Source organism: Paenibacillus sp. FSL K6-2859, assembly GCF_038008265.1.
Classification (GTDB): Bacteria; Bacillota; Bacilli; order Paenibacillales; family Paenibacillaceae; genus Paenibacillus_AQ; species Paenibacillus_AQ nitricinens.
This window is the reverse complement of the sequence record NZ_JBBOYU010000001.1, coordinates 1,197,244-1,214,770: the sequence shown is the minus strand read 5'-3', so window position 1 is coordinate 1,214,770 and position 17,527 is coordinate 1,197,244. Positions and strand designations below refer to the sequence as shown.

General features: G+C 45.2%; 17 protein-coding genes. 14 read left to right on the top strand and 3 right to left on the bottom strand.

Annotated features, from left to right (window positions below; genetic code table 11):
* The first annotated feature begins 9 nt into the window (after positions 1 to 9).
* The 4 genes from MHB64_RS05300 (at position 10) to MHB64_RS05285 (ending at position 4,342) form a co-directional block, all read left to right on the top strand.
* Positions 10 to 1,359, top strand: coding sequence for an STM4012 family radical SAM protein (locus tag MHB64_RS05300; RefSeq protein WP_256989941.1), 1,350 nt, complete (start codon positions 10 to 12; stop codon positions 1,357 to 1,359).
* Complete coding sequence (locus MHB64_RS05295; RefSeq protein WP_341133879.1) at positions 1,356 to 2,213, top strand: STM4011 family radical SAM protein; 858 nt, start codon at positions 1,356 to 1,358, stop codon at positions 2,211 to 2,213. The genes MHB64_RS05300 and MHB64_RS05295 overlap by 4 nt, the downstream gene beginning before the upstream one ends.
* Positions 2,214 to 2,378: 165 nt before the next feature.
* Positions 2,379 to 3,107, top strand: a complete 729-nt coding sequence (locus MHB64_RS05290; protein WP_341133878.1) for a glycerophosphodiester phosphodiesterase — start codon at positions 2,379 to 2,381, stop codon at positions 3,105 to 3,107.
* A gap of 17 nt (positions 3,108 to 3,124) precedes the next feature.
* A complete protein-coding gene (locus MHB64_RS05285) occupies positions 3,125 to 4,342 on the top strand; it encodes an SLC45 family MFS transporter (RefSeq protein ID WP_341133877.1) in 1,218 nt (405 codons plus the stop codon).
* Between the two features lie 67 nt (positions 4,343 to 4,409).
* Here the strand turns inward: MHB64_RS05285 and MHB64_RS05280 are convergent, their stop codons facing one another.
* Positions 4,410 to 5,213 carry a GGDEF domain-containing protein gene (locus tag MHB64_RS05280; protein ID WP_179281683.1) on the bottom strand — a complete coding sequence of 268 codons (804 nt, stop codon included), beginning with the start codon at positions 5,211 to 5,213 and terminating at the stop codon, positions 4,410 to 4,412.
* Positions 5,214 to 5,304: 91 nt separating this feature from the next.
* On the bottom strand, positions 5,305 to 5,883 hold the full coding sequence (locus MHB64_RS05275) for a histidine phosphatase family protein (RefSeq protein ID WP_094876354.1): 579 nt from the start codon (positions 5,881 to 5,883) through the stop codon (positions 5,305 to 5,307).
* A 176-nt stretch (positions 5,884 to 6,059) separates the two neighbouring features.
* Here MHB64_RS05275 and MHB64_RS05270 point away from each other — a divergent pair, with 176 nt between their 5' ends.
* A complete protein-coding gene (locus MHB64_RS05270) occupies positions 6,060 to 7,217 on the top strand; it encodes a phosphodiester glycosidase family protein (RefSeq protein ID WP_341133876.1) in 1,158 nt (385 codons plus the stop codon).
* On the opposite strand, the gene MHB64_RS05265 is transcribed toward MHB64_RS05270, so the two are convergent.
* A complete protein-coding gene (locus MHB64_RS05265) occupies positions 7,204 to 7,332 on the bottom strand; it encodes a hypothetical protein (RefSeq protein WP_341133875.1) in 129 nt (42 codons plus the stop codon). The two genes, MHB64_RS05270 and MHB64_RS05265, sit on opposite strands and share 14 nt — an antisense overlap.
* Before the next feature lie 1,126 nt (positions 7,333 to 8,458).
* Here MHB64_RS05265 and MHB64_RS05260 point away from each other — a divergent pair.
* From MHB64_RS05260 to MHB64_RS05220, 9 genes are all read left to right on the top strand, one after another.
* Positions 8,459 to 9,157 (top strand): response regulator transcription factor, encoded by a 699-nt coding sequence (locus MHB64_RS05260; protein WP_094872327.1) that lies wholly within the window; start codon positions 8,459 to 8,461, stop codon positions 9,155 to 9,157.
* A complete protein-coding gene (locus tag MHB64_RS05255; protein WP_341133874.1) occupies positions 9,154 to 10,152 on the top strand; it encodes a sensor histidine kinase in 999 nt (332 codons plus the stop codon). The genes MHB64_RS05260 and MHB64_RS05255 overlap by 4 nt, the downstream gene beginning before the upstream one ends.
* Positions 10,153 to 10,381: 229 nt before the next feature.
* Complete coding sequence (locus MHB64_RS05250; RefSeq protein WP_094872330.1) at positions 10,382 to 11,152, top strand: ABC transporter ATP-binding protein; 771 nt, start codon at positions 10,382 to 10,384, stop codon at positions 11,150 to 11,152.
* A complete protein-coding gene (locus MHB64_RS05245; protein WP_341133873.1) occupies positions 11,127 to 13,073 on the top strand; it encodes an ABC transporter permease in 1,947 nt (648 codons plus the stop codon). Before MHB64_RS05250 ends, MHB64_RS05245 begins: the two co-directional genes overlap by 26 nt.
* An 86-nt stretch (positions 13,074 to 13,159) precedes the next feature.
* Positions 13,160 to 14,116 carry a helix-turn-helix transcriptional regulator gene (locus MHB64_RS05240; protein WP_341133872.1) on the top strand — a complete coding sequence of 319 codons (957 nt, stop codon included), beginning with the start codon at positions 13,160 to 13,162 and terminating at the stop codon, positions 14,114 to 14,116.
* Between the two features lie 105 nt (positions 14,117 to 14,221).
* Positions 14,222 to 14,680, top strand: coding sequence for an SRPBCC domain-containing protein (locus MHB64_RS05235; RefSeq protein WP_341133871.1), 459 nt, complete (start codon positions 14,222 to 14,224; stop codon positions 14,678 to 14,680).
* A gap of 276 nt (positions 14,681 to 14,956) precedes the next feature.
* Positions 14,957 to 15,211, top strand: coding sequence for a FeoA family protein (locus tag MHB64_RS05230; protein ID WP_060621666.1), 255 nt, complete (start codon positions 14,957 to 14,959; stop codon positions 15,209 to 15,211).
* On the top strand, positions 15,208 to 15,939 hold the full coding sequence (locus tag MHB64_RS05225) for a FeoB small GTPase domain-containing protein (RefSeq protein ID WP_341133870.1): 732 nt from the start codon (positions 15,208 to 15,210) through the stop codon (positions 15,937 to 15,939). Before MHB64_RS05230 ends, MHB64_RS05225 begins: the two co-directional genes overlap by 4 nt.
* The gene (locus tag MHB64_RS05220) at positions 15,917 to 17,326 is read left to right on the top strand and encodes a nucleoside recognition domain-containing protein (protein ID WP_341133869.1); all 1,410 of its coding nucleotides are present in this window, start codon (positions 15,917 to 15,919) and stop codon (positions 17,324 to 17,326) included. The genes MHB64_RS05225 and MHB64_RS05220 overlap by 23 nt, the downstream gene beginning before the upstream one ends.
* The last annotated feature ends 201 nt before the right edge of the window (positions 17,327 to 17,527 follow it).

Sequence of the window (17,527 nt, the reverse complement as noted above, 5' to 3'; positions counted from 1 at the left end):
GAGCACTGTATGACGTTATCGTCCTTCTCTTTAGAAGAACTTCACAAATGGAAAGACCAAATTACGGCTTACCCTTACCGATCTTATCTGTATTCCTATCCACACAAAACAGCTTACAGTGATCTACAGCCTCCGCTTCCACTAGAAGCCTTATGGCGAGATGAGCCTGCAGAATCCTTTTTTTTATATATGCATATTCCTTTTTGCGGCGCTCGCTGTGGATTCTGCAACCTATTCACCCTGCCTGATAAACGCGCGAATGTTCACGCTACTTACGTGGACGCGCTAGAACGTCAAGCCAAGCAGTGGGCAGCATTTACCGATCATAAGCCGTATGCCCGCTTCGCGATTGGTGGTGGAACGCCTACATTGCTGGCGGCAGATCAGCTTCGCCGTTTGTTCCACATTGCCGTTGATACGATGGGACTGGATACGCGTACAGCCTCCATCTCGGTGGAAACTTCCCCCGAGACTCTTAGCGAAGAAAAGCTAAATATTCTGAAAGAATATACAGTAGATCGGGTTAGTATGGGCATCCAGAGCTTCGTCGCTGCTGAATCAGCAGCCATCTATCGCCCCCAAAACCCGGATGTGGTGTACCGGGCACTGGAGCTGCTGGGGAAATATGATTTTCCTATTCTAAATTTGGATCTGATCTATGGTCTTCCGGGGCAGACCGTCGACTCTTGGCTGTATTCACTAAATCAGGCCCTTAGCTATGAGCCAGAGGAAATCTTTATTTATCCGCTCTACACCCGTGAGCATACGATTGTGAAGCCTGACGATATCCAGCGTCAGGAGGATATTCGCCTAGATTGCTACAAAGCTGCTGGACAGTTGCTTAAAGCTAGAGGTTATCGCCAATATTCCATGCGTCGATTCGCCAAAGAAAGCGCGGGAACAGACAAACCTATTATCGATTATAGTTGCCAAGAAGAAGGGATGGTTGGATTGGGCTGCGGTGCTAGATCCTACACGCGCCATGTGCATTACGCTTCTCGTTACGGGGTGAGCCGTAAAGCAACCGAAAGCATTATTGCTGATTACGTCGCAGCGGATCGTTACGATACGGCTGATTACGGCATTGTGCTAAGTCTAGAGGAACAGAAGCGCCGCTTTATTCTGAAGGCAATTTTACATAGTGAAGGTCTGAGGATAAAAGACTACAGCCTGCGCTTCAAAAATTCGCTCTGGGATGATTATCCTGAGCTGTCGAACCTGCTTCAAACTGGCTTGGGAATGGAAATAGATGGCGTACTGCGCCTCACTACCGAAGGCATGGGCTACTCTGATTCGATTGGGGATTGGTTTATTTCAGGAGAGATTCGGGAGCAAATGGAAAGGTTCGTATTACCATGAATTCCGTTCTCTATTACCGCGGATCTCTCACCTCTTGCAATTATGACTGCCCCTACTGTCCTTTCGGCAAAAATAAGGACAATGCAGCCACTCTCGCCAAGGATCGGCAAGGATTGGAGACCTTTGTCGAGTGGGCCTCTCTGCAGGGTGCAGCGGGTCACCGGCTGTCTATCTTTTTCAATCCTTATGGCGAAGGGCTGATTCATCGCTGGTACAAAGAAGCAATGATCTCGCTCTCCAATATGGAACATGTGGAGAAGGTAGCCATTCAGACGAACCTGTCAGCAAATCTTGATTTCGTTCATCAGCTAAATCGAAACAAGGCTGCCTTTTGGGCGACTTACCACCCCGGACAGGTGAGTGAGGATAAGTTTCTAACGCAATGCATGACCTTGTATGAGAATAATGTATCTTTCAGTGTCGGAAGCGTTGGAATACGCAGTGCCTTTCCAGCTATAACCTCGCTTCGCGCAGCATTACCGGAGAGTGTATATCTCTGGGTCAATGCATATAAAGATAAACCGGATTACTATACAGCCGAGGATCTTTCTATTCTGAGCCAGATTGATCCACATTTTGCTGTGAATGCTATGGATTACGAAAGTCTGGGGCAGACCTGCAATGCAGGAAAAGAAGTCTTTTATGTACAAGGTGCTGGACTGGTGAAACGCTGTTATAAGGACAGAGGTGTCATTGGCAACCTCTATCGCGATGGCTTGGAAGGTCTGTCCGCTATAAGAAGCTGCCGAATGAAGGTGTGCGACTGTTATATCGGTTATATCCATATGCCAGAGCTGAAGCTGCAAGACATCTATGGATCAGGTCTGCTGGAACGAATTCCTTATGGGCTATGAATCATTGAAGCGAGAATTGCTGTAAGGTAAACTGCATGTTAAATTTCAAGAAATAGAGCCCTGCCAGCATTTCTAAACAGGGTTTCTTTACTCTATGTGGAATATGAAAAGTAGCCCTCGTCTACAGGGCGACAGCAAACACTATGTTGGAGGGATGAATAGCTGATGAAGAACATTATTAATTTTGCGCATCGCGGCGCATCGGCAGTGTGTCCGGAAAATACTATGGCAGCGTTCCGCAAAGGTCTTGAGTTAGGTGCAACCGGAATTGAAACCGATGTACAAATGACCAAGGATGGCGGGCTCGTTCTTATTCATGATGAAACCCTGAACCGTACGACAAACGGAACAGGCTATGTAAAAGATAAGACCCTTGCAGAAATTTTGGAAGCGGACGCAGGCTCTTGGTTCAGTCCCGAGTTCAAAGGCGAGAAGCTCCCCTTGCTAGAAGATTTATTAGATCTGCTGCAAGGACGAGATACAGTACTGAATATCGAGTTTAAGAATGGTACTTTTTTCTACCCAGGTATGGAGGAAAAGGTTATCGCCGCTGTACGGGATTTCAAGATGAGCGATCGTGTGATTTTCTCGAGCTTCAACCATTATTCCCTAGCTTACAGTAAATCGATCGCTCCAGAGATCAAGACAGGAATTCTATACGGAGAGGGTTTGTATCGTCCTTGGGATTATGCAGCTACGCTTGGCGCGAACGCGCTGCATGCTTATCATCAAGCGGTACTGCCTGAATTCGTTGAAGAGGCGGCTAAACATGGCATTGCCTACCACCCTTGGACCGTTAATGATCCAGAACGGATGAAGGCTTTAATCGAAGCTGGCGTGTCAGGTATTATTACAGATCATCCAGATGTGCTGGCTGGGCTTCTAGCTAAATAATAAGGGAGTGTGAACGTGTGAAAAAAGTCTGGTTGCTCGGATTCGGCTTTTTCAGCATCAGCATTACGTGGAGTCTGTATAACGCATTTGTACCCTTTTTTCTAGAAAAATACGTACATAGTGTGGCGCTTATCAGCTTCTTGATGACGATTGATAATTACTTTGCCTTATTCCTGCAGCCTTGGATTGGCAACCGTAGTGACCGCACGACCTCGCGTTTTGGACGCAGAATGCCTTATCTTATGATCGGTATGCCTTTCGCTGCCGTGCTAACCATGCTGATTCCGTTTCATACCGGACTTTTTACACTTCTGTTGTTTATGATGCTAATGAATCTGGCCATGAGCTTATACCGCTCACCAACCGTCGCCCTCATGCCGGACATTACGCCAGAAGAGCAGCGCACAAAGGCCAACGGGCTGATTAATTTCATGGGTGGGTTCGGTTCTATTCTCGCTTTCGGCGTAGGTTCGATCCTGTATAAATCCAATCCAGCACTTCCGTTTATCGTCGCTGGACTGATTACCTTATTATGTATGTTTATCGTATCACGCTTCATTAAAGAAAATCGGGACGGCGTAAACGTGCAAATGAAGCTTCTTTCAGAAGACAATGCTGCCACCAAGCCCTCTCGTATTTCCTTTCGAAGTCAGCTTGACCGTACCACAGTATTTTTGCTAGCGGCGATTTTCTTCTGGTTCGTAGCGTATCAAGGCGTTGAGACGCTGTTTACCTTATATGGCAAACATCATCTCGGCCTAAGCGAACAGGCGGCCTCTTTCTCGCTCACTTTCTTCTCTTTGGCTTTTGTGCTGTTCGCCATTCCGAGCGGTTGGCTGGGCGGAAGATTCGGGAAGAAAAAAATGATCATCATCGGCGTATGCGGATTAATGACCATTTTTGCTCTCGTCGGTTTTGCAAAGGACTTGATGCTCCTTCGAGGGTTACTGTTGCTAGGTGGAGTCTTCTGGGCTTGTATTAATATCAATTCCTATCCTTATGTTGTGGCAACAGGAACCGAAGAGAGTATCGGCACACGAACAGGGATGTATTATCTGGTCTCTTCCCTTGCCGCCATCAGTTCGCCTCCACTACTGGGGCTCATGATTGATATTTTTGATTACTCTATCCTGTTTTACGTAGCGGCGATTAGTATGGCCGTTGCTCTTGTCTGCTTGTTCCTCATGAAAGGCCGTAAGGATGTGACGAATAGCATTCATTCGCCTTTCCAATAACAATAGCGGCAGCCATGGACGATGTACAAGGTCTATGGCTGCCGCTTTTATTTTACATCCACTTCTTCTAATTCTTATAGACGGAGTAACGCCCTGTACCGAGCTGTTTGGCGGCGTACATCGCTGTGTCTGCTTCATTAAGCAGCCTGAAATGATCCACCTTACCATGACTTATGCTGATCCCTATACTCATAGATACGAACAGGTTATGCTCACCTAGCTGGTAACTCTTAGTCGTCTTCTCCAGAATTCGCACAGCAAGCTGCTCTGCTTCCTTCTGGTTGCTGCCTTTAGCGACAATCACAAATTCATCACCGCCCACGCGGAAGATATGACGTTTTCTTTTGCTGGAGAATTGAATTAAATTTTTACCCACTTCTTCCAGCAGTAAATCCCCCACATGATGCCCCAAGCTATCATTGATCGATTTAAAGCGATTCAGATCCAGAAACAAAACGGCAAGCTGCTCATTTACCTTGCACCGATCCCAAAAATGATCCATTCCATTCTTATTTAATAACCCTGTTAAAGCATCCTTATACGCCAGTTCTTTCAATTGCTCTCTTTCAGCCCATACTAGGTTCATTCGTGTAATCAAAAACATAAATAGGGCTATCGTAAGACTATAGACCACCAGTGATATGATAATTCCATCATCGGCCACTTCATTTCCCAATAAGGTTTTTACGCCTAACTGATGCATGCTCCATAGTCCAATGATGATTATTATAACGAAAAGACCGGTATGAATCGCTCTTTTTTGAGGCGTTTTAGAAGAAATATCCCGGTAAAGCCTTAGTACTAAATAACCGGCCGCGGCTGCGATGAGAAGGGATAATAACGTTTGTAAGTAAATCTGAACCTCTGCCACCTTAAATTCGCACATCCTTTTACTACAAAAATGATTAGATTGCTGAACAATCACTATATTAAAATGCTCTGAACATTATCTGAACACTTCGTTAGATTTCTAAATGCTCTGCACAATTGTACAGATCGCAATGCCAAGAAGTACCCGATTTGGTGATCCGGGTGATGGACGTATTTTTCAGTAATACTGTACCGTCTAGTTCTGGAATCAGTCTTCTAAGAATGCTACGCAAAATTACTCCGTGGCTAACGATCAAGATATTACAACCCGGATGTTTCTCCGCAAGCTCTTCGATGGCCTGGCTGCCTCTGATCTCGCTGGCCTCCGGAGTTTCTAATCCCAACTCTAACGTCTTCCAATCGGGTCCCCATCGTTCTATCCGCTCTTGTTGCGTAGTACCTTCAATTAGCCCTGCATACATCTCTCGAATGCCCGGTACTATACCTGCTAACTCAATACCTAGTCGCTTTGCGATAACCTCTGCCGTTTGCTGTGCTCTGAGCAAGTCACTTGAATATATGTAGTCCCACTGTTCACCGCTAAGTCGTTCGGCAATAAGCGCTGCCTGCTGAAAGCCTTCTGCATCCAATGAGTTATCTGTATGTCCTTGTACTCTACCTTCCTTATTCCACGCTGTACTTCCATGGCGAATTAAACCTACTGTAGTCATAAAGATCTCCCTTTAGTTGTTGATTTCTAGTACTATTCTTTAATCGTATCTACATTCTATCAGAATCTTCCCTTGAGTATTTGAAAAATAAGGGTTATCCATGTTTTAGAACTTGAGGTATAATAAACCTTTATCGCTTTTTACATCAGCTACAGGATAAGGAGATTTTGGTTAATATGAAAAAGTTATTGTTTCCGTTCTTTCTTGCATTCCTTCTATGTTTATTTCCGGTTTACACATTTAGTTCCTCAACTGTTGGAGCTGCTGCGGTTCCAAAAAACACCGTGTATGTAACCAAAAATAACCACTCGTACATCCCACTGCGTCTCTTAAATAATTTCACCGGCGTACATGCTGAAATGAATACTAGTGACAAACGTATAACCATTACGAACGCAGACACTAAGATTATACTCACTGTAGGACAAGCGGTTGCGCTCGTCAACGACAAATCAGTAACACTAACCGACTCCTCTTTTAGTGAGAATGGTACGGTATATATCCCTTTGTCCCTGGTCAGCAAAACGCTGGGCATTCAATTGGAATGGAATCAGGAAGCCTCATCTGTAACCCTTACGAATAACGATGTTTCATCGACTGTCCCTGTACAGTCTGGCTCACTTCTTAAAGCAGATTCCTCCCCTGTTGTCAGTGCTAGTAAAACTTTCAAGGTGGGTAGCAAATCCTTCAAAGCCCAAACGGTTACCGTTTCCTTACTGCATCCTAAAGTGAAGCTCGACGTTGTACTAGCAGGAAATACGGTAGGAAAAGTGGAGGAACTAAGCAGTCTAGCCAAACGCAATAATGCCGTAATAGCTATTAACGGTACGTTCTTTGATGCCTACACCAAAGGGGCATACAAAGCGCCTTACGGTTATATGGTCAGTGGTGGAAAAATGCTCAAAAATAGCTCCGGCGATCGCCGCACAATTTTCACCTATGACAGCAACCATCTAGCCTCGCTTATTCCCGGGCTAGAGTTTACAGACCGTTTCGCTTCCGGATCTATGGAAGGAGCACTCCAAGCTGGGCCACGTCTGCTTGTGAATGGCAAGGTATCCCTTAATGTCGTGGCAGAAGGCTTCAAGGATGCCAAGATCTTAACCGGCGGTGGCGCCCGCAGCGCACTTGGCCTCACTCGCGACCACAAGCTGATTCTGCTGACCACTGGCGGAGCTACTATCCCACAGCTGGCAGAAATGATGAAGCAGGCTGGTGCGTATCAAGCCATGAATCTGGATGGCGGCGCATCCAGCGGACTATACTACAATGGCAAATATCTCACGACCCCTGGGCGTCAGATTAGCAACGCGATTGTAGTTAAATATCAATAGCTTTATCTAGCCAGCCCAGTGTCAATGTGAGACGCTGGGCTTCGGCTTCGAAGATGCTTCTATTGCAGATCATGCAATAGAAGCATTCTTTTTTCGTGTCATTGCTAGCACGCATTTAAGCACGACGTGACTAACATCCATCCTCGATGGTTACTCGAAGGATATCAATTGCCTGCACGCATCTGCTAACTGTATTTCGTACAACTATTCCTCATACTGCTACTCCAAAAGATAAGTTAGTTATTACGTGCAGCTAAATTACTGTTTTTCCTTTAGACACACTGTATTTGCTCAATTTAGTTGTACAGAGTGCAACTAAACCTCTTAAAGTCGCCATAAAAGCTCACATAGTTGTACAAAGTGCAGTTAAGTCTTAAATAGCTGGTGCTGGCCATAAAATCTGCTCACTTAAACTAACACCCTCCTTCGTTGCTAATTGCATTTCGTACAACTATTTCTCATACTGCTACTCCAAAAGATAAGTTAGTTGTATTACGTGCAGCTAAATTACTGTTTTTCCTTTAGACACACTGTATTTGCTCAATTTAGTTGTACAGAGTGCAACTAAACCTCTTAAAGTCTGCTCACATAGTTGTACAATGTGCAGTTAAGTCTGGTTACGCAATAGCTGGTGCTGGGGTTCGGAGACAAAACTCAAGGGGGCGCGATCATCTGCAGACGGTAAATAGACCCAATGAATGAATGTTCTTAAACTAACATCCTCCTTCGAAATTACTTCCCCATCCCCATCCGCTAATTGCATTTCGTACAACTATTCCTCATACTGCTACTCCAAAAGATAAGTTAGTTGTATTACGTGCAGCTAAATTACTGTTTTTCCTTTAGACACACTGTATTTGCTCAATTTAGTTGTACAGAGTGCAACTAAACCTCTTAAAGTCGCCATATAAGCTCACATAGTTGTACAATGTGCAGTTAAGTCTGGTTACGCAATAGCTGGTGCTGGGGTAGTGCTGGGATTGGTGCTGCTACTGAGGTTAGGTTGGGGTTGGGGTTGGGGTTGGGGTTGGGGTTGGGGTTGGGGTTGGGGTTGGGGTTGGGGTTGGGGTTGGGGTTGGGGTTGGGGTTGGGGTTGGGGTTGGGGTTGGGGTTGGGGTTGGGGTTGGGGTTGGGGTTGGGGTTGGGGCTGGGGCTGGGGCTGCCGGAAGGCTAGGCTTGACTCACTTTTGCATATTTTTCCTTGTCCATGGTACTGTATAACTGAACAAAGGAGTGAATATATGGAAACGATTCTAATCATAGAGGACGATGCTAAACTCGCGAGCCTTTTAAGCACGTATCTATCTAAATATGAATTTCGTACGGTGATAATAGAGGATTTCAACAGGGTACTGGAGATTTTTAATGACACTCACCCGGACGTTGTTCTGCTGGACGTCAATCTGCCAAAATACGATGGATTTTACTGGTGCCGCCAGATTCGTTCGCTCTCTCTCTGCCCTATTCTATTCATCTCTGCACGGGACAGTGGAATGGATCAGGTGATGGCGCTAGAGAATGGCGGGGATGATTATATCACCAAACCTTTCCACTATGAGGTTGTGCTTGCCAAAATCCGTAGCCACATCCGCAGAGTATACGGATCTTACTCACAGACCCAGGAAGAGCATAAGCTCCAGTCTGGAGGCTTAATTCTCTATCCTGAACGTTATGTCATCCAATACGACGGACATACTAGCGAGCTGACTCAAAAAGAATCCGTTCTGCTGGAGGCCTTATTGCTAAAAGAAGGACGCGTCGTTAACCGGGAGCGTCTACTTGATCTCATGTGGAAGGATCAGCATTTTATAGATGATAATACATTAAATGTGTACATAACCCGTGTCCGCAAAAAACTCAAGGATCTTGGTCTTGGCGATATTGTGGAAACTGTAAGAGGCGCTGGGTATCGGCTTAATGTCACTAAGGATATGCCATGAGGCTATTTTGGAAAGACCAGATTCCGCTAATCCTGTTCTATCTGCTTCAAATGTTGCTTATTCCCTTGCTGTATTGGCTGTCTGGTGAGAACCGACCGATCTCTATCATGCTCTATGGAATCGCTCTTAGCACCGTAGTTCTTTTACTATTTTTAGGCTACCGATATGTTCAGCACCGGAAATTGTATGCAGCACTAAGCGATCCTATGGACTCACTCCAAAATCATCCCGTATCCTTAGGCGATACGCCTCTGCCAGAAGCAATTCATGAGCTATTGCAGCTTATTGACCGTCAGTATCAGGAGCAGGTAAATGGGCATATCCGCCAGATGAATCAGCATATCGTATTCATGAATCGCTGGGTTCATCAGATGAAGACTCCACTCTCTGTCATTCAGCTCACGCTAAAGGATCTTGAAGAGGAAACCGCCGCAAGTATTCAGGAGGAATTAGAACGTCTGCGCGGGGGGCTGGAGATGGTTATTTACACGGCAAGGCTTGACCGATTTGAAAATGACTTTCAGGTTGAACCGTTACTTCTGCGCAAAATAGTTAGTGAGGCGGTAGCCGTGAATCGCAGACTATTCATACGCAGAGGTATACAAGTAGATGTACAGGTGGATGCCAATCTAGCAGTATATAGCGATGCCAAATGGTTGATGTTTATGCTGACCCAAATCTTAACCAATGCCGTGAATTATACCCCCGCCTCCAATACTGCTAAAACTGTTACCCTCTCAGCCCAGCGTGTGGGCACCGACACGGTTCTGGATATTACCGATCAAGGCATCGGCATTTCTCCTGAAGATCTAAAGCGTGTGTTTAATCCCTACTTTACGGGGGATCGTGGACGCCATTATCATGAATCGACAGGTATGGGTCTGTACCTCGTAAGGGAGATTTGCAGCAGGCTTGAACATAAGGTGGAAATTCAATCTCAACTCGGAGAAGGAACCCGTGTGCGACTCATATTCAGCAATAGCAATCATCTATAGAGATAAGAACGAGAGGACTTCGTAGTCAGCAATCATGGCTTTGAGGTTCTTCTTCTTTGCATATCTGTTCATCCCAGTCCAGTACGAACATAACCTTAAGCACGTTGTAAGATAACGTTAAGGTAAATCCATAGCAGCTTATCGCTCAATTTTATACATTATATACATAACCCGTCCCCGCTTCGTGAGGGATGAGAAACTCACTTTTGAAACGGAAGGAATGGATGATATGAATGTTTTAGAGGTCAAAGGACTTCATAAGGTATACCCCGGGAAAATAGCGACCCAAGCTCTCACCGATATCCATCTCAATATTGAAAAAGGTGAATTTGTAGGCATCATGGGCCCCTCCGGTAGCGGTAAAACAACACTGCTTAACATGGTTTCCACGATCGACCAGCCCTCCTCTGGCGAGGTGAATATCAATGGCAGCAACCCTTATCTTTTGAATAAAAAAGAGCTCGCACACTTTCGCCGCAAACAACTAGGCTTTGTGTTTCAGGATTTTAACCTGCTTGAGACATTAACCGTTGCTGAGAATATTGTACTGCCCCTAACGCTGGACAATCGTAAACTCTCGCAGATGGAGATTTTGCTGCAAAGAGTCGCAGAACGCTTAAACATTACCGATATTCTGAGCAAACGCACCTATGAAATTTCGGGTGGACAACGTCAGCGGACAGCAATTGCCCGGGCAATCATCACCTCTCCTTCAATTATATTGGCAGATGAGCCTACAGGTGCGCTTGACTCTAATTCTTCACGTACGGTGATGGAATCGCTGGAGAATATTAATCATAAAGAGGGCACGACGATAATGCTTGTAACGCATGATCCACTGGCAGCGAGCTACTGCAACCGAATCGTCTTTATAAAAGACGGAAAACTAGCGGCAGAAATTCATCGTGGAGATAACCGTCAAACCTTCTTCCAAAAAATCATCGACACACTTTCATTTTGGGGAGGGAATAGTCATGAACTTTCCTCAATTCGCGTTTAACAATGTGCGGCGTAATTCGCGGGCTTATTTTGCTTTTTTCTTAAGCAGTGCTTTTATGGTCATGATCTTTTTTTCATATTCCGTGTTTATTTACCATCCTGGGGTTACGAACATCAAGCTAGGCCTGAATTCAGCCGCCGGCATGCAAATCGCTTCTTATATTGTGTTTATCTTTGCTTTCTTTTTTGTCCTATACTCGATTAGTGCTTTCCTGAAAATGCGTAATTTGGAGTTCGGCCTACTGATGATCTTAGGTGCACGTCCAGGCCAGATCAACAAACTGATTCTTATCGAAAATATGCTCATCGGACTGCTCTCTATCGTCACAGGTATGTCTTTCGGAATGCTTTTATCCAAGCTATTCTTGCTGCTGAGTACGACCATTATGGGCATGGACCCTCTACCATTTTATTGGCCAATGAAAGCGTTAGTGATGACCTCTATCTCATTCATTTCATTATTTCTGGTCATTTCGATCTTCACATTATTGTTTATTCGCAAGCATCAAGTCCTTGAATTACTTAAGGGAAATGTTAAACCTAAAAAAGAACCCCGTGTCTCCTGGTTGTTCTCGCTGTTCGGATTTCTGCTGTTGACTGCTGGAGCTCTCGCGATTCGTAAGCAATTATCTCCGAGCTCACTATTGGTTGCTGCTGTCACAGGTATTGCCGGAACCTACTTTTTCTACTCTCAGTTATCCGTACTAGGGATACGCCTACTTAAGCTGCGTCGTAAACGACTTTGGCATGGGACCAATCTGCTGTGGATTTCTGAGATGAGCTACAAGATCAAAGACAATGCAAGAATGCTGTTCCTTGTTACAGTAGTCACTTCGATTGCTTGCATGGCTGCTGGATTTCTTTTGTCCATTAATCAAGCGAATACAGAGCACTATAAAAAAACACCATTCGCTATAAACTATTCGAGCTATAATCCGAAGGGAAAAGCGCCAGACTTAGAACCGATTCACAATAAATTACTGAATGCTAAAGTCGAATATACAGAGAATAAGGTTGATCTAATCTCCGCTTCCATTCAAGGAATCGATAAAGAAACCCTCCTTAACCTTGATATCATCTCCCGATCAGAGTTCAATCAATTGGCTCCGCAAATGAATGTGCCCGAGGTGGGACCCCTATCTGAGAAAGAAGCTGTATTAATGCTAAGCCCTCATATAGAGACACAGAATTACGCTGTGAATCGAACGATTCTTTTGAAAAATCAGAAAGATGAAGAGCTGCTGCTAAAAGAATTTCGAACGCCAAAGATACATCCAATGGACCCCATGGCAAGCTCACTCTTAATCGTAGATGACGGTTTTTATGATAAGTTTTCTTCAGCAGCGGAATACACAAGGCTCTATGTACGATATCTATATAAAATCCCTGCATGGGATGGCCCTACGCCTGAGGATAACTCCTCTGAAGCTGTGATCACCAGAGAACTTATCAAGTGGAGTAACGTATCCAACAGTGCTAATAATCATCAATACAACGGCTTACTAACAGCACGAGCGGACAGCTATTTATCAACCAAACAGGGAACAGCCATATTTAGTTTTATTGGCATCTTTATCGCACTGATCTTCTCGCTCTCATCGGCCAGCTTTCTTTTTTTTAAGCTTCATACCGAGCTAAACACTGATAAGCAAATGTACACCGCTTTATCCAAAATCGGTTTAAGCACTAAAGAAATGTCAGCTTCTGCTACCAAACAGATCTCTGTGCTCTTTTATATTCCGATTGTGATTGCCACCATTCAGACCCTTGTCGTGATTCGGCCCATCCTGAAGCAAATGAATATCACCGATGTCACGCTTCCCGTTCTAATGACATCCGGTACATTCCTTGCTGTGCAAACTCTCTATTTCTTTATTGCACGATCCCGGTACATTCATAGTCTTAAAAAAATAATGGTATAGATACTTCTCTTTGTGTTGGCGGAACCGTGCTTACACGTTACACTTGCTATATTATTCAATAAACCTAGCAAGGAGGTTCCGCATTCATGTCTAAGGCTGATCACATGTTATCCATTCTCTGGATGCTCAAGCAGCGGGGAAGAACGGCCGGGGAACTGGCGGAAGCGTTAGAGATCAGTGTCCGCTCCGTTTACCGGTACATTGACGCACTATGTATCAGTGGCGTTCCAATTATCGCGGATAGCGGACCTGGTGGAGGGTATAGCCTTCCGGAGCATTTTTTCGAGGCTCCGTTATTCTTTGACACCGATGAACAACGTTCCCTTCTGCAAGCGGCCTCCTTTGCCCGAGGAACCGGATATCCTTATGTAGAAGCGCTAAATCAAGCGGTTTCCAAACTGAAACGGTACAGCAATGCACAGCAATTGGCACAAATGGAACGCCATGAAAGTGGGATTGAGACTATCCACTCCCCTGCCGTTCCGCTTCCCCATCTACTGCAAGAGCTAGAATTAGGGACAGCGAACGGACATACTCTCCAAATGGAATATCGCAAGGGAAATGGAGAGACAACCTCCTCCCGCGCCATTGATCCTTATGGACTTGTACTCTGGAAGGGGCAATGGTATACCGTTGCTTACTGCCATCAGAGACAAGAGATTCGTAGCTTTCGAGTCGATAGAATCATTGAACTGCACCGTACAGAAGCTGTGTTTTCTCGTCCTGCTGACTTCTCTGCAAGTGATTTTTTGTTAAAGAGCTTACTGCCTACACGTAATACTGAAGAGAAACTAGTTACAGTAGTCATCGCATCTGACGAGGGAATCTTAAACGATCTATGCAGCCACTGGTTGTTCGGATATACAATGGTACAGCGCATGGAAGGACAAGCCCGCTTTCAAGTGGACGAACCTTCTTTGCTGACTTATATGCCATATTTCTTATTGCCTTATGGAACAACGCTACGAATTCTAGAGCCTCTGGCTCTGAAACAAAAACTTTTCTCTATCGCTACCGATCTAGCAGCTTATTATAAAGTTTAAGATCATTTTCTTGGGATCACTGACCGTAGTTGTCAGTGATCCTTTTGTATAGTGTAAATAAGTCTATGGGAATAAATGAGGCTACAAACCAAGGAGGAATAACGAATGAAGGAACTTCACTATGAATTTTATATTGGCGGCACACCTGAGCAGGTATGGGACACTCTGATCTCTCCGGAAGGTACCAAACAGATTTATTACGGGAGTGTAATCCATTCAACTTTTAAAGAAGGCGAATTACTGGAATATGTAGGTCCTGGATTAGATGGAGATGAAACATTACATGTGTATGGAACGCTGCTGGAGTTTACTCCGCAAAAAGCACTGCGTTTCACGCATAAGGTCGGCCCTTCCTATCATAAGGAACTAGAAAGATATGAATCGCGTATATCTTGGCTGCTTGAACCGGTGGGTGGAACTACTAAGCTCACGCTTATCCACGATGAATGGCATCCTGATGATCCTTCGTATGCTGGCAGCATCAGCGCTTGGTGGCAGGTTCTAAGTAATATTAAAACCTTGGTGGAGACCGGACGCACGCTTGATTTTGGCAGCTGGACGTAACTTCACGACTAATAAAACCTTGGATTAGACTATTCCAATTAAAGACAAGCCTATGAGTAGACTCAATCTTAGCCCCTCGGCTGGAGAGCGCAAGCCTTCTTTCCGTTAGGGGCTTTTCTGCGTCTAAATTAATTTTGCCTTAGGGAAACATTCTTGTTGCAGGGACAAAGTTGTTCACATATACTAATATTGTGTCAGTCCACAAGAAAAATTCCATTGCACAAAATAATAACCATAAAAATACAAATATACAATAACTGAAAGAAGGGGGTTCTTATGTCGGGAACTAGTATTCCATTATCAGAAGCGGCTAAAGGCAGTATGTTGCGCATCAGCGGCATTGAAGTTCAGGGTGTGCTTAGAAGAAGATTACTGGATCTCGGGTTTGTAGTCGGTAATGCCGTTGAGGTGTTGCGCCGTAGTCCTTTAGGAGATCCTATAGCTTTTCGGGTAAGCAACACGACCATTGCATTACGTAGAGAAGAAAGCTCTTTAATATTTGGAGAAGTCATCGGAGGTGTAGAAGCATGAGTCATTTCACTGTCGCTTTTGCAGGCAATCCTAACACTGGAAAAAGCACGCTTTTCAATCTGCTGACCGGCATGCGCCAGCATACAGGAAACTGGGCAGGTAAAACCGTCATTACTGCTGAAGGCGAGTTTAAGCATAAAGACCATACGTATCTTGCAGTAGATCTTCCTGGTACCTATTCCCTATACTCGAATTCTGCTGACGAAGAAGCGGCTAGAGATTATATTATTTTTGAACAGCCAGATGTGACACTAGTCGTGCTTGACGCTACCTCGCTAGAACGAAATCTCAACCTTGCCTTGCAAGTGCTGGAGATTACCGGGCGGGCTGTAGTCTGCATCAACCTCATCGATGAAGCCCGTAAACTCGGTATCGACATTAATCTGAAACGTATTTCCAAACGTCTCGGCGTGCCAGTTGTAGCGATATCGGCTCGCAATAAAATCGGTATTGAAGCGTTATTGGATCAGGTGGAGCGAGTGGCTACCGGCACTTTCACCGCACAGCCGCTGCGTATTACTTATAACGAAGAGATTGAACGAGGGATCGCAGAGCTTACACCTCTGGTAGAGCAAACCATTGGCAGCAAATATCCAGCACGCTGGATTGCACTGCGCTTATTGGATGGTGACGACAGCTTGCTAACTTCGCTTAAGGAGAATATGAAAAATAAAGAATTGCCTGAAGCAAAGGAGGTCATCGGTCATGGAGTCACGGCCTATCACTAAGGGATTAGATCCTCTAGATTCCTTGCTGTCCACAGCAAAAAAGCTCGCTGACGGCGGAGCGATACGGGATGAGATTGTCAGTGGTATCTATGGCGTATCCGCAGGCATCTGCGGGGATGCAGTCACCTATAGGGATAAGAAGAAGCTGAACAGCACTTATAAGCTGGATAATATCGTAACTTCAAAAATATGGGGATTCCCCATTATGCTCGCCATCCTCGGTATCGTGTTCTGGATTACGATTGCCGGCGCCAACTATCCTTCAAGCTGGCTTGCTTCTTTCTTCGGCTTCATTGAAGGTTATCTGACGGCCGGATTTGCGGCGATTCATGCCCCCGCTTGGCTACACGGTGTACTTGTGCTTGGATTATATCGAGGAACCTCATGGGTTATCAGTGTCATGCTGCCACCAATGATGATATTTTTTCCAGTGTTTGCACTGCTTGAGAATTTCGGGTATCTGCCGAGGGTTGCTTTTAACATGGACCGGTTGTTCAAAAAATCAGGTGGTCACGGCAAGCAAGCTTTGACCATGTCTATGGGTTTCGGCTGTAATGCCGCCGCGATCCTCTCCACACGAATCATCGAATCGCCGCGTGAACGGATGCTCGCGATTTTAACTAACAATTTCGTTCCATGTAACGGCCGTTGGCCGACATTGATTCTATTGTCTTCCTTATTCATGGCAGGAGCGGCTACGACAGGCGCACTCCGTACCCTCACCACCGCCTCCGTACTTATGGGGATGGTGCTAATCGGTATCATCGTTACCCTGACGGTTTCCTGGGTCATGTCGAAAACTGCGCTACGAGGTGTTCCAACACACTACACACTGGAGCTCCCGCCCTATCGCCGGCCGCAAATTTGGAAGACCATACTTATTTCTTCAAAAGATAAGTCGCTTAACGTACTTACTCGGGCTATCGTTGTTGCTGCCCCTGCCGGTATTATCACTTGGATTCTTGGCAACCTGTTTATTGGTGGAGATTCTGTCCTGAATCATATGGCTGCCTTCTTTGATCCTTTTGCACACATGCTCGGCATGGATGGCTTTATCATTATGGCCTTTATTCTCGGACTTCCCGCGAATGAAATCGTACTGCCTATTCTGCTTATGGGCTATATGTCCTCAGGCGCTATGGTCGATATCGACAGCTTGGGCAGCATCAAAGATGTCTTTTTATCACATGGCTGGACTTGGCTGACTGCGCTTAACATGATGCTGTTCTCCCTGCTCCACTATCCTTGCGGCACTACGCTCGTGAACATCTATAAGGAGACGAAAAGCATGAAGTGGGCTGTTCTCTCAGCAGTCATTCCGCTCGGTATCGCCATAGGAGTAACCTTTGCAGTCGCACAACTCGCTCGGTTGTTCGGGTGGGTGTAACGTAAGCTTGCGGTATGAAATTCCCCCTCTTCACCTTGATTACCTGCAGCACCTTACATCACCTTCATTACCTAACTTCAGCTGGCTTCACAGATTCTAGCCTCCTTGAAATATTTATAGGGAAATCCTCCCTCTAATTCGGACTTTATAAGTGAAAATTGAACTTTTTGCGGAAATTCTCCCTATAAATGAGCGGATTAT